The sequence below is a fragment of the Streptomyces sp. NPDC005483 genome (assembly GCF_040606035.1).
In the GTDB taxonomy this organism is placed as follows: Bacteria; Actinomycetota; Actinomycetes; order Streptomycetales; family Streptomycetaceae; genus Streptomyces.
In genome coordinates this window covers 86,756-99,386 of record NZ_JBEXEA010000031.1, presented here as the reverse complement: position 1 = coordinate 99,386, position 12,631 = coordinate 86,756, and the positions used below count along the sequence as shown (strand labels likewise).

Sequence of the window (12,631 nt, the reverse complement as noted above, 5' to 3'; positions counted from 1 at the left end):
TACTCCGATCGGAAGAGCGCGAGCCCGCCGCCGGCCAGTGCGGCGAGTGCCGGGGCGACGACGGCCGTGTAGTAGGCGTGGTTGCCGTTGGAGACACCGAACACCAGGGCGTGCATGGCCAGCCAGCCACCCCACAGCGCAAAACCCGCGCGCGGCAGGTCGGTTCGCGGTTGCCCGGCGCGCCAGACGAAGCCCAGGACGGCGGCGAGCACAGCGAGCGGCAGGAACCAGGCGACCTGCGGGCCGACCGTGTGGTTGAACAGCATGTCCCAGCCGGTGTTGCCGGTGGTGCGGCTGGCCGCGGTGCCCGCGACGGCGCCGAACGCGGTGGCATCGCTGCTGAAGCGGCTCAGGCCGTTGTAGCCGAAGACCAGGGCGAACGGATTGTTGTCGGACGTTCCGTCGAGGTACGGCCGGTGGGCGGCCGGTGTCACCCAGGCGATCAGTATCCACGCGCAGGAGACCGCCAGCGCGACCGCACCACCCACCAGGAGCCGCACAGCCCGCTTCAACGCCGTGCCGGGCGCGGCGAGTTGGTACACGGCGGCAAAGACCGGCAGCACCAGCCACGCCTGCAGCATCTTCGTCTGGAAGGCGAGCCCGACCCAGATCCCGCAGGTGACCAGCGGCAGCAGCCGCTCGGTGCGCACCGCCTTCTGCAGCGCTCCGGCGGCCGCCACCAGGAGCAGGGTGAGCGCGGTGTCCGGGATGGTGGCACGGTTGAGGGCCACGGTGACCGGGGTGAGGGTGAGCGTCAGCGCGGCGATCAGCGCGGCGAACGGACCGGCCCAGGCCCGCACGATCCGGTGCAACAGCCATACGGTGAGCACCCCTTCGACCACATGCGGAAGCGCGGCCGCCCAGGTGTGCGGGCCGAAGAGCCAAACGGAGACGGCGTCGGGCCAGAAGGCGCCGGGCAGCTTGTCGATGCTGATCGAGCCACTGGCGTCGACACCGCCGAAGAAGAACGCCCGCCAGCCCCCGGCCATCGACCTTATCGCCGCACCGTAGTAGGGGTGGAGCGCGGCGTGCCCGATGCCCCAGGAGTACATCACGGTGGCGAGGGCCAGCACCGCGGCGAGCGCCGGGCGCTCCCAGCGCGGGGCGTCTTCCGGCCGGCCGGAGCGTCGGCTCGCCGCCCGGCGGCCTCGGTGCGCGCCGGTGGGCTGGACGGCGGGGATGGCGGTCATGGCGGTGGTCCTCGGATCAGCAGGTCAGGTGAGGCGGCGGTGCACAGGCGGCGGAATCACGGGCAGCCGGCTCACAGGCGGCGGGCCGCCCGGAAGCCGCGGGCGTAGAAGTCGGTGCCGTCCAGCAGCGCGTGGCCCGACAGATCGCCCATGGTCGGGCCGTTGGCGGCGGAGCGGCTGGAGTAGAAGCGGTGCCGGCCCTCCTCGTCGAGGCCCATGTACATGCCGACGTGGTCGATGAAGTCCGGCCGGTCCTTGATGATGGCGAAGAAGACCAGATCGCCGGGTTGCAGGGCGTCCAGGTCGGTGGCCTGCCGCGTGCCGGTGTGGGGGATCACCAGGTGGCCTGGACCGTCTGCGGCGATGGCGAAGGCACGGCGCGGCAGACCGGTGCCCTTGGTGTTGGTGTTGTGCAGGGGGATGCCCATGCGGTAACCCCACACCAGACGCTGGAAGCCGGAGCAGTCCACACAGCCGTAGCGGTCGTTCTCCGGCTGCACGCGCGTGCCGTCCGTGAAGGTCCAGCTGATGCCCAGATAGTCGTAGAAGTCGGACTTCTCGTCGTAGTAGGCGAAGTCCAGCGGGTTCTTGACCCCCTCGTTGCGCGGGCCGAAATGGGCGGTGCCCGCGACGCGCACGCCGGTGGCGTTGTGCTTGTCGGGCGCCCCGGCGCTGCTGTACTCGAACGCCACCGCGAAGACGTCCGGGCTGGTGTCGCCGAGCGCCTTGCGGAACCAGGCCTTGAACGAGGCGGACTTCTCCATGCCGCGCTGCCACTCGTGCGGCAGCAGCCGCACCCAGGCGTCCGTGGTCACCTTGGCCTCGGTGGTGCGCGGCTCGCTGAAGCTGCGGGTGGGCCCGGTGAGTACGGCCGTACGGGCGCCGTCGGTGAAGGTGGCCAGCGTGCCGCCGTCGGCGGCACGGACCACGGTGCGGTCGGGGTCGGACAGGCGCTCGAAGGTGTGGGCCCCGGTGGGCCGGGTGCTCGCGCCGTCGGCGGCCGTACTGGCGCTGTCGTCGCTGCCGTTTCCGAGGTGGTCCCAGGCGTACCCGCCCGCCACCCCGGCGGCCGCGACGCCCGCGATGGTCCCGAGCACGGCGCGGCGAGTCGGGCTGCTGCGTCTGCTGACGGGGTTGGAGTGCATGGCCGATCCTCCTGGAGGTGTGAGGTGAGAGGGGGTTGGGCAGGTCAGCCGGTGGGCAGTGCGCCCATCAACAGGCCGGAGACCAGCACCACGTACGTGGCCAGCGTCACCGCCGTGGTCGAGATGACCGTGGCCGATATGGGCTGCCGGACCATCTGGTAAGAGACCAGGCCGGGGACGATGAAGCCAAGGGTCTGTGACGTGTACAGCAACGGGAACTCGTGGTTGAGGGCGAGCATCACGGTGGTCTGGATCACCACCGCGCACAGCACCACGGCGGCGAACAGCCGCTTGCCGTAGAGAATCACCGTGCGCTGCAGCAGCTTCGTCATGAAATACGTGGCCGCCGCCACACCGACCATCAGCCCGGCCATCCGCACGTCGGTGACGAGTGTGAGGGCGATCCAGCCCGGGGTGATCATTCCCCCGGGGGAGAGGTTGGTGGTCAGATAGCAGATGAGCGAGAAGACCAGCCCGAGGGCGATCCCGAGTGCGGCGGTCTGTGCGTTGAGGTGGGCGGGGATCACGGGTTCCTCGTGGCCTGGGGCGAATCGTAGGAGTGGAGCGGGTCGTAGGAGTCGTGGGGGTGGTAGGGGTCATCCGCGGCGCTCTGGTCGTCGGACCTGCCGTGGCGGGTGGCGTACCGGCGGGCGAGGTCACGTTGTTCGGGGATGCGGAAGGCGTACGTCGGTGTCTCCAGCGGTGCCACCCAGTTGTACGGCTCAGGCTCGGGCGGCCGGGCCACCGAGACCCGCGGCCGGGGCAGCGCGATCTGCATGGTCTCCTGGTCCAGGCCGTCGCCGTCGGGAATGGCGTCGAACGGGTCCTCGGACTCGTCCAGCAGCAGCTCGGCGAGGCATTCCAGGAACCGCTCGCCCTGACCGTGGATGTTGCCGATCGCCACCAGCGAGGAGGACGGGCCGAGTTCCGCGAGCATCGCCGCGGTCAGCTCCTCGGGGTCCCGGCGGTCGCCGCCGAGATCCACGACTCGCCCGGTGAAGCCGTCCGGAATCGCGTCGCGGGCGCTCTTGGTCGGGTGGCCGATCAGGAACACCGTCTCGGCGCCGAGATCGGGGACGATCGTACCCATCTGACCGTTGCGCTCCACCCGGTCCGGGCGGCAGTTGATGACCACGCCGATCGGCCGTCTGATCGCGCCCAGATCCTCCAGCTGCTTCACGTTCATCAGCGTGGACTCGGGATCGTTGGCCGCGAAGACGTTGGCGAACCGCAGCCGCTTGCCCTCGGGGGTGATGTAGCGCTCCACCGACAGCACGCCCGGGTCGGGCGGTGCGTCCCACATGCCCTGCATCGCGGTCTGCCGCTCCACGCCGAGCAGTTCGGCGACGGCGAGTGCGATCGCCACGTTCTCCTTGAAGGTGAACCAGCTGAAACCGCGCAGTTCGGCGTCGGTCACCGACTCCGGATCGACCGCGATCAGACGGCAGTTCCGCTTGTCGGCCTCCTCCTGGAGGATGTGCAGCCGGTCCTTCTCCGCCGTCACGCACACCCCGCCCACCGGCATCGAGCGGGAGAGCGAGCGGGCGACATCGTCCAGCGTGGGCCCCATCTCCTCCAGATGGTCCTCGCGGACATTGCACAGCACGCCGATCGTGGAACGGATCAGCTTCTCCTGATTGATCTCCTGCAGCGCCGGCATCACCGCCATGCACTCGATCACCAAGGCGTCCGGCCGGTAGGTCGCCGCCCGCCGTACGATGCCGATCTGCTCGACGACGTTGGCGATGCCGAACTTGCGGTACACCGGTTCCTCGGTGGCGTCCGGATGGATGAACCGGGCCGCGGTGCCGGTCGTCTTGGCCACCGTGACCAGGCCGCCGCCGCGCAGCGCGCCCGCGCACAGCCGGGTGATGGAACTCTTGCCGCGGATGCCATTGACCAGCACCCGCGTCGGTATCTGCTCCAGCGACGCGAAGTGCCGCCGCTGCTCCAGGATTCCGGCGATCCACAGCCCGGCGCAGCACAGCACGACGATGACATAGAGGAAGAGCAAACCGATTCCGTCCTTCTACCGCTGGAGGGTGTTCTCGCGCAGGGGCCGGGCAGGCCCGGGGGCGTGGCGGGACCTGGCCGCCCGGTCGCGTTCCGCCAGTGCCTGGCGGATCAGCTCCAGGCTGCGGGTGACCGAGCCGATCTCGTCGTGGTTGACCGGATGCAGCACGGTACGGCGGTCTCCGCCGGCGAGCCGCTCGACGAGTACGGCAACCGCGCGCAGCGGCCGGATCACCACGACATGAAGCCAGCCCAGACAGGCCGCGCTCACGGCGAGGCCCAGGATGCCGGCGAGCATGGTGCGCTGTTCGGCCTGCACCGCGGGGATCTGGAGCGCTGCCGCGGGCTCCGCGGTCACCACGTGCCAGCCGAGGCGGGCCGTGGGGCCGCTCTGCGCCAGGGGCGCGGCGGCATCGACCGAGGGGCCGGAGGAGGTGAGGTGCACGGCCGAGGTCGCCGTGCCCGCGGTCCCCGGGGCGCTCTGGGTGGCGCGGGCGAGACGGGTCAGGCCGGCGTCGGGCAGCGACTGGAAGGCGCGGTAGCCCACGCTTGCCGCCAGCACCTTCTCCTCGCCGTCCGTCACCCAGACGCTGCCCAGTTTCGGCCTGGGCAGGATGGAGTTGAGCGCCTTCACGTCGATCTCGCCGAACAGGACCACCCCGGCCGCCTCGGCCTTGCCCTTGACGGGCCGGACCTGGGCGTAGGCGGCGATCGCCGGAATCCGGCCCGAGGTGTTGACGGTGGTGATCCCGCCGCCGACGGGCACATGGACGCGGGTGCGCCACGGGGTGCCGCCCACCCTCAGGGTGATGCCGCCCGAGCGGTCCAGGAGATACAGCGAGCGGTACTGCCTGTGGTCGGCGAGGGAGTGTCGCAGAGCCTCGGTCTGGGCGGCCCGGCTCCGGCCCGGCAGGCTCGCGGCCACGGTGCTCAGGTCGGTGTACGACTGGTCGAGGGACTGCCGGATCCGGTTCGCCACGATCTCGGTGCGCGCCTGTTGGTCGGCGAGGACCGCGGCCGGAACCGCGGTCTCGGCGTCCGCCCGGTTCAGCAGGAAGATCATCGGCAGCCCCCAGCAACCCACCACGACCACGCAGACCGCAGCCAGCACCCGGTAGCCCGGCCCGCGACGGGCCGGGAACTCCTGCGGGCCGCTCTCGCCGACCAGTTGCCGGCGCAGTGAGTCCAGTGCCCGCCCGATCCGGGCCAGTTCTCCGAAGCCGTGCACCGGAACCGGCCGGGACAGATCCGCCGACGCGGTCGACCCGTCCCCGGTCGCGCCCCGGGCCACGCGGCCGGCGGACAGATACAGCCGCAGCAGTGGCCGCTGCACGGACAGGTACAGCGTCAGCCCGAGCAGCAGCGCGACTCCGGCCAGCGCTCCGGCGGCCCCGAGCGCGAAGCGCGAGTAGTCGGCGGTGGAGGCCGTGGCGGGCACCGCTCGGGCAGTGAGCACCACCAGACCCAGGTCGTCGGTGTCGCCCGGACCGGTCGACGAGGCAACCTGGGCCCAGCCGGCCACGGTGTGCCGGCTGCCGGTGGTGGCTCCCCGCAGGCTTCCGGAGGCGTCGGTGCCGGCCCCGGATTCCCGCACCGCGCGGGCGGCCGCAGCGGACAGGCCGCTGTCGGCGGCTGCCTGCGACACCTTGCCATGGGCCGCGGTGGCGAGTGGCGTGCCGCTCGCGTCCACCACTTCGACGGTGCGTCCGTCGCCGTACGCGGCGAGGGGCGGGAGCGCTTCGGAGACCACCAGCAACCACTGCCGCTCGGGCCGGTCCGGGGCCTGGTACTGGTCCTGGTCGGGCTCCTCCTGCTGTGCGGGCAGCGTGATCCTGGCGAAGTACAGCAGTCGCCGGGTACCGCCCGACGTCACCAGACGGGGCGGGACTGTCCGGGACCCGGACGCCGTCCTGACGACGTCCACCGCGGCCAGTGGCACCGTCTGGCCGCCGGCCGCCAGTAGTTTGCCGGTGCGCCGGTCGAGCAGCGCACCGCCGAGGACCGACTTTCCGGCAGAGGTCAGCGCCTTGAGCGTGGTGGAGGGGGTCGATGCGCTCGTCGCCGGGTACCCGCTCGCGGTACGGCGAACCGTGCTCGCCTCGGTGTCGATCGCGGTGCGCAGCGACTGCGCGGTGTCCGCGGCGATCTGCTGCTCCTCGTCCGACACGGCCTGCGGGAGGCCCCCCGTGCGGAGACCGCCGAGGCCGATCACGGTCAGGACGGCGACCACCAGCAGGAGTACGACAAGTGAGGCTGTCGGCGGGCGAACCCCGCCAAGCATCGGCATATCGGCGCGGCGGCGAATGCGGTGTCGGCGCGGCGCCCGGGGTGCGGAGGGCAGGGGGAGGTCCTTCCTCAACTGGCGTCGAGCGCCCAAATGTTCGATAGAGCGAACATCCTAGCCGCCGCCTGTCACGTAACCATCACACTCTCACCTCATGTGACGTACATGTTAATTCGAATTCACGGGAACACCGGGCGGCGGCGACGCCTACCACCCCGGCATGCGGAAGGGCCGGCCCCGCAAGCAGACCCGGCCCTTCGAACGCGCGGTGAGCTGTCCGGTCAACTCTCCCGTCAGCGGACGAAAGAGATCTCCGGGTACTTGGAGGAAGGACCGTCGAGCAGGGTGCTGTGCTTGCGACGCAGCGTCTGGTCGAAGAAGGCGGCGAGATAGACGCGCTGGACCTGGACGGCCCGGGCCGGGTCGATCGTGCCGTACTGCTGCTCGATCTGAGACTTGGACAGCCCGAGCAGGCCCGCCTCCTGCGGCACCATCCACTCCTGGTCGCAGAACGACAGGTGCGCCGCGCCCTTGAGCTTGATGTCGACCCGGTACCCCTTCAGGTGCGACCACATCGTGCGCCACGATGCGTCGTTGTTGCGGTTGTGGGTGCCGGAGCTGAAGAGCATGAACGGGCGGTCCAGGTCCTTGCTCGGCGCCGTTCCGAAGAACTGGCCGTCCAGGTTGGCACCGGCGCCGATCCGCTTGTCGAGCTGCATGGCGGTCGGGACCGCCCCACCGCCCAGCGACCAGCCGAACATCCCGATACGGGACATGTCGACCGACTGCTTCAGCCCGGCGGGCAGCGTCGCGTGGCCCGCGTCCGGGTTGCCGCCAGTGCTGATCTTGCCGAGCTGGTTGATGACGAACTTGATGTCGGCCGCGCGTATCTTGAGCGTGTCGGAGGAGTGTGTGCCCGGCGGCATCCTGTTGAGCTCGAGCCGGTTGCCCGGGAACTGCACCTCGTTGGCGTCGTGGGTGTGGTCGACGGTGACGACGAGGTAGCCGCGGCTGGCGAGATCCTGGGCGAGCGCGGTGCCCTGTGCGCGGTCCGAGTGCAGCCCGGTCGAGTACAGCAGGACGGGCAGCTTGCCGAGCGAGGTCTTCACCGGGGCGAGGACATGGCCCGCGGTCTTGGGCAGGGTCACCTGCTGCGGCGACATCCCGTGCGTGGTGAGGTAGTGGGCCCCGGAGATCGACGGCATCCACGGCGCCTGATAGTGCCCGGACGTGGCGGTGGCCGGATACCACAGCGACACCATCACCTCGCGCTTGCCGCCCACGTACGGATCCGTACGGGACGAGTCGACGAGATGCAGGCCGACCATGCCCACGCTGTTCGGCCCGGTCGGGGCGGGCATCTTGAGCTGCAGAGCGGACGCGGCCGTGCGGCTGGAGGCGGCCGCCTCGGGGCGTACGGACTGCTTGGTCAGCGGCGCCTCGTCGTTCTCGGGCGCCCAGTTCGTGTCCGGGTCGGGCTCGTCGGGCGAGAACCCGGTGGCCGTAGGCGTGGCCGACGTCTTCCCGGCGGCCATCGCCGGCGTCATCCCCACACCCAGCGCGACGGCCAGCACACTCGCCGAACCGACCGCTCTTGCGACGGCTCTACGACGGGGCCGCGGACGGCGGTGTTTCATGAAACCCCCTTGTTGGTCGGCGATCGCAGAACGCGCGATCGACTGCCGCACACCGTATCGCTGCGGCGACGGGCGGACTCACGCACCCGGGATACGGACAGGGTGACCTCACATACGGCACGCGGGCGCCTGGGCGTACCTCAAGCTGATCTGCCGCAACAGCCCTGGTCCCCGCAAGCCCATCCCCGCCCGAGGTCCTCAACGACCACTCGTGCCTGAACCCACCGGGCAGCCTCGCCGACGTGAACGACGCCCCGAGCCGCGGCACGCGTGTACGACGGTTTCACACTGCTGGACCTGCGGCTGGCGATCTCCGCGTGGCTCTGACGAGTGCGCTTCGCACATACGCGGTCACGAGCTTCGACGGTGTTAGGTGACGTCGGCGGTCTTAACGCTCGCGCTCGTGCATACCGGACGCCTTGGCTTGTCCTTCGGCCTTCGTCAGTCCGGGTGCCTCTTCGTTTTGGCTTCGTGAGCCGAGAGTTCTTTCGGTGTGCCCAGGAAGTCAGGACCGCAGCCCACTGGAAGACGCTGGGCCACCATGGCGGACGGCCTCCTGTGCTGTAGCTGCCGCGCCAACTGTCTGGCTTTGGAGGGGACCGGAGACCCAGTAGGTACCCCCAGCGGCGGGCTGCATGCCAGGGGAACAGTTGCTGCAGGCAGGGCTCGGCATAGGCGGCTCCCAGCAACTCCAGCCCGCCGGATTGATCGAATGGTCCCTCGAGCTTGATCACTCGCGCCTTCGTTTGATCCTTTGCTCCGGCACAGAGGGGATCAGCGCGAAGGCCGTGGTCGTGAGTCTGGTGCATCAGGGTGTCCTACGGGATGCGTTCGCGGAACTGCCACGCTTCCGGACGGAGTTGTACGCGTGTCGGACCGCGCGGGGCGACCGCTGTTTCGAGTTGTGCGACGCGTTGCTGTGCATCGACGGGCCGGTGCGGACGCTGGCCGATCTGGCCCTCGCACCGGAACATCGCCGCGGGCACGGGGCTCTCTGAACGGCGGTCTCAACCAGGGGTGGATCGACGTGGCCGGCTGCGCCGCACACTGGCCTCGCTGCCGCTGCCGCTGCCGCTGCCGCTGCCGCTGCCGCTGCCGCTGCCGCTGCCGCGGACAGCGGACGGCCGGATCGTGCTGGCCGCGGACGTCTCGCCGTGGCTGCGGCCGGACGCCAACACCTGCCCTGACCGGACCTTTTGCCACACCTTCGGCCGTTGCGGGCAAAGCACCAGATGATCCCAGGCTGGCCCAACTCGGCGTCGCGGCGCTGGAAACCGGCCGAACCTCCTGGACGGCGTTGCTGGACGCGGTCCGCCTGGGCCCCGGCGCCGACGTCGCCGCCGTGACCACGGTCCGACTCCGCGAGGTTGTCGAACGGCTCGTCGCCGCCGGCCAATGGAAGCCCGGCGACCCCAACGTCCTGGTCGTGCTGGACGCCGGACACGACGCGCCCCGCATCGCCCACCTGCTGAGCGACCTGCCCGTCGAAGTCCTGGGCCGACTGCGGTCGGACCGAGTGATGCGCCGACCGACGCCCACGCAGGATGCCCACCACGGCTGCCGACATGGAGGCTGGGTGGAGATCCGCCCAGCCTCCGGTGCGTCGACGGGCAAGCACCCGCCCGGCCGGAGTTCTCCACGGGGCCGGTCGGAGGGGGGCGTTCCGCCGCACCGGAGACCTGCCAGGATTCAGTGCGACCGGATAGCTCTTCGTCTCACCTCGTCTCACACATTTCTCACGGACGAGAGCGCCCGGCAGCACACGAGAGCCCCTGACCTGGAACTTTGATGTCGTCACAGACCACGGTGAACCAGATGGACGCCCCGTAAGCTAGGGGTATGGCCTACGAGATTCCGGTGACGCAAGCCAGGGCTGAGCTCGCCGACCTGATCAACCGGGTGGTGTACGGCGGTGAGCGCGTCGTCGTCACACGGCACGGAAAGCCGCTGGTCGCCCTCGTCTCCGCCGCCGACCTCGAGCGGCTGGAGGAGTTGCGGGAGCACGTGGAGGAGCCGGTGATCAGCGCGGTCTCCACCGTGCGGGAGGTCGCGTCCGCTTCTCGCGAACAGCAGCGGTTCGGAATCGCGGCGCATCACCGGGGAACCGGCCCGGCGTAGCGGCCCCCGTGGAGACGCGTGTGCCCCCGGCCGTCGGGGCCAGGGGCACGGCAGATCGGGGGCCGGTCAGCCGACGGGGGCGAGTTCGCGCTCGTCGGCGGCGGACGTGGCGTTCTTCGCCCGCGACTTCAGTGCGTTCCCCAGCAGTACGGCACCCAGGCCCAGCACGGCCCACCAGGTGAGCGTCAGGGCGGGCCCGGTCGCCGCCGCGCCGTCGAAGAAGGACACCGAGCGCAGCAGGGTCGCGCTCGCGCCCGGCGGCAGCCACTGGCCGATCGTGCCCACCGGCACGGGCAGCAGCCGCGGGGCCGAGGTCGCTCCCGAGAACGGGTTGCCGAGGAACATCACGAGGAACGCCGCGACCCCGATCCCCGCGAAGCCGAACAGGGCGGCGAGTCCCGCGACGGCCGCGCTCACCGCCAGCGTCGCCAGGGCGAGCGTCCCCGCCTCCGCCCACCAGTTCCCGGTGAGGGCGCCGAGCCAGCTGTGCGCCAGGGCGGCCGCGATGACGCCCACCAGCGCGGCGCAGAGGACCAGCGCGGCCGCGGCCCGCAGACCGCGCAGTCCGAGCAGGGTCACCAGCGCGCCCGCGATGATGCCGCTCAGCGTCAGCGGCAGCACCGAGGAGCTCAGGACCGCGCCCCTCGGGTCGGAGGCCGGGGCCGGGACGACGTCCACGGTCCTCACTTCGGCGCCGCTCGCGGCGGCCTGCCGGGTCACGGCCTGCTGGAGGAGCTGGGCCACGACCGGGCTCGCGGCCGACGCGGTGAGCAGCTCGGAGCCCTGTGCGGTGACGACGACCGCGCCGTATACGGTCCGGTCCTCGATCGCCGCCCGAGCGGCCCTCTCGTCGGCGTAGCGGTGGATCTCGAAGGCGCCCTCGTGTTGCCGGAGCTGTTTCTCCACCTGAACGGTCGCGGCGGCCGGCCCGGCCACGCCGAGCGGCAGGTCGCGAGGGGCGGTGCGGGCGGCGGGCCAGGCGAAGGCCCACAGGGCCAGGGTGGCGAGCAGCGGCACGAGGACGACGACCGTGATCATGCGGCGGGTGGACATGGTGGTCCTCTCCGGAGCCGACGCGGCCCCGCTAAAAAGAAGGATCGTTCGTTTTTGTTCGCCCACACCGTCTCGCCGTCGTCCCGTCTTGTCAAGAAGGAATGTTCGTTTTACTTTGAGGGCATGGCTCGCGTATCCCAGGCACACCTCGACGCCAGGCGTCGGCAGATCCTCGACGGCGCTGCGGTCTGCTTCGCCCGCAACGGCTTCCACGCCACGTCCATGCAGGACGTCCTGAAGGAGGTCGACCTCTCGGCCGGGGCCGTGTACCGCTACTTCAGCGGCAAGGAGGAGTTGATCGGAGCGATCGTCGAGGAGGTGCTCGGCCAGGTCCACGAGAGCTTCGAGGAGGCGGCCCGCAACAGCCCGCCCCCGCCTCCGGACCGCCTGGTGGCGTCGGTGCTCGGCCGCGTCCTCGCCACCAAGGAGTCTCTGACCGTGGACGGGCGGCCGGCGTTCCCGCGGCTGGTCGTCCAGGTGTGGACCGAGACCCTCCGCAACGACGAGCTCGCGGCCGTCCTGCGCGAGGGCTACGGCGCCGTGCGGGAGGCCTGGACGCGGATCGTCGGGGCGTACCAGGACGCCGGGGTGATGCGGTCGGACGTGGCTCCGGAGTACGTGGCCCGCACGATGATGGCGGCCGCGATGGGCTTCCTCGCGCAGCAGGCCCTGTTCGGGCCGACCCCCGCCGGGGTGCTGGGCGACGGTCTGCGGGCACTGATGAGCATGCGGGACGAGGCCGACACACGCTGATGGATCACAGCTCGGTTAACGTGCCTGAAACCGGATCCAACTAGCCTGCGGATCCACGCCACCAGGGACTTTGCCCAGGGGCTGAGGCAACCGGGCCCCGCACGGTCCGGAGCGAGGACTGTGAGGTGGGACGTGCAACTGACCCCGCACGAGCAAGAGAGGCTGCTCATCCACGTGGCGGCCGACGTCGCGGAGAAGCGTCGGGCCCGCGGGCTCAGGCTCAACCACCCCGAGGTGGTCGCCCTCATCACGTCACACATCCTCGAAGGCGCGCGTGACGGCCGTACCGTCGCCGAACTCATGGCCTCCGGACGGACGTTGCTGACCCGCGACGACGTCATGGAGGGCATCCCCGAGATGATCCACGACGTCCAGGTCGAGGCGACCTTCCCGGACGGCACCAAGCTCGTCACCGTCCACGACCCGATCGTCTGACGG

Annotated in this window: 10 protein-coding genes and 1 pseudogene; 4 read left to right on the top strand and 7 right to left on the bottom strand. The window is 70.7% G+C overall.

The features are described from left to right. The 6 genes from ABZT06_RS39685 to ABZT06_RS39660 form a co-directional block, all read right to left on the bottom strand. Positions 1-1,190 (bottom strand): glycosyltransferase family 39 protein (locus ABZT06_RS39685; protein ID WP_355752424.1); only part of this gene is annotated, 1,190 nt, incomplete at its 3' end. 71 nt (positions 1,191-1,261) lie between these two features. Continuing rightward, on the bottom strand, positions 1,262-2,335 hold the full coding sequence (locus ABZT06_RS39680) for an NlpC/P60 family protein (protein ID WP_355752422.1): 1,074 nt from the start codon (positions 2,333-2,335) through the stop codon (positions 1,262-1,264). A gap of 44 nt (positions 2,336-2,379) precedes the next feature. Further along, on the bottom strand, positions 2,380-2,862 hold the full coding sequence (locus tag ABZT06_RS39675) for a poly-gamma-glutamate biosynthesis protein PgsC/CapC (RefSeq protein ID WP_355752420.1): 483 nt from the start codon (positions 2,860-2,862) through the stop codon (positions 2,380-2,382). Beyond that, positions 2,859-4,349, bottom strand: a complete 1,491-nt coding sequence (gene pgsB / locus ABZT06_RS39670) for a poly-gamma-glutamate synthase PgsB (RefSeq protein WP_355752418.1) — start codon at positions 4,347-4,349, stop codon at positions 2,859-2,861. The genes ABZT06_RS39675 and pgsB overlap by 4 nt, the downstream gene beginning before the upstream one ends. Before the next feature lie 15 nt (positions 4,350-4,364). Continuing rightward, positions 4,365-6,629, bottom strand: coding sequence for a HAMP domain-containing protein (locus tag ABZT06_RS39665; protein ID WP_355752416.1), 2,265 nt, complete (start codon positions 6,627-6,629; stop codon positions 4,365-4,367). A 296-nt stretch (positions 6,630-6,925) separates the two neighbouring features. Further along, a complete protein-coding gene (locus tag ABZT06_RS39660; RefSeq protein ID WP_355752414.1) occupies positions 6,926-8,269 on the bottom strand; it encodes a hydrolase in 1,344 nt (447 codons plus the stop codon). A gap of 794 nt (positions 8,270-9,063) precedes the next feature. Here ABZT06_RS39660 and ABZT06_RS39655 point away from each other — a divergent pair. Together ABZT06_RS39655 and ABZT06_RS39650 are read left to right on the top strand one after the other, a co-directional pair. Beyond that, a pseudogene (locus tag ABZT06_RS39655) lies at positions 9,064-9,809 on the top strand (transposase); the annotation flags it as partial. A gap of 299 nt (positions 9,810-10,108) precedes the next feature. After that, positions 10,109-10,387 carry a type II toxin-antitoxin system Phd/YefM family antitoxin gene (locus ABZT06_RS39650; RefSeq protein ID WP_355752412.1) on the top strand — a complete coding sequence of 93 codons (279 nt, stop codon included), beginning with the start codon at positions 10,109-10,111 and terminating at the stop codon, positions 10,385-10,387. A gap of 66 nt (positions 10,388-10,453) precedes the next feature. Here ABZT06_RS39650 and ABZT06_RS39645 read toward each other — a convergent pair whose 3' ends face one another. Next, positions 10,454-11,440: an ABC transporter permease gene (locus tag ABZT06_RS39645; RefSeq protein WP_355752410.1), complete on the bottom strand. Its 987-nt coding sequence runs from the start codon at positions 11,438-11,440 to the stop codon at positions 10,454-10,456. Between the two features lie 123 nt (positions 11,441-11,563). Between ABZT06_RS39645 and ABZT06_RS39640 the strand changes: the two genes are divergently transcribed. Together ABZT06_RS39640 and ABZT06_RS39635 are read left to right on the top strand one after the other, a co-directional pair. Beyond that, positions 11,564-12,193: a TetR/AcrR family transcriptional regulator gene (locus ABZT06_RS39640; protein ID WP_355752408.1), complete on the top strand. Its 630-nt coding sequence runs from the start codon at positions 11,564-11,566 to the stop codon at positions 12,191-12,193. A 132-nt stretch (positions 12,194-12,325) separates the two neighbouring features. Beyond that, a complete protein-coding gene (locus tag ABZT06_RS39635; protein WP_355752407.1) occupies positions 12,326-12,628 on the top strand; it encodes an urease subunit gamma in 303 nt (100 codons plus the stop codon). The last annotated feature ends 3 nt before the right edge of the window (positions 12,629-12,631 follow it).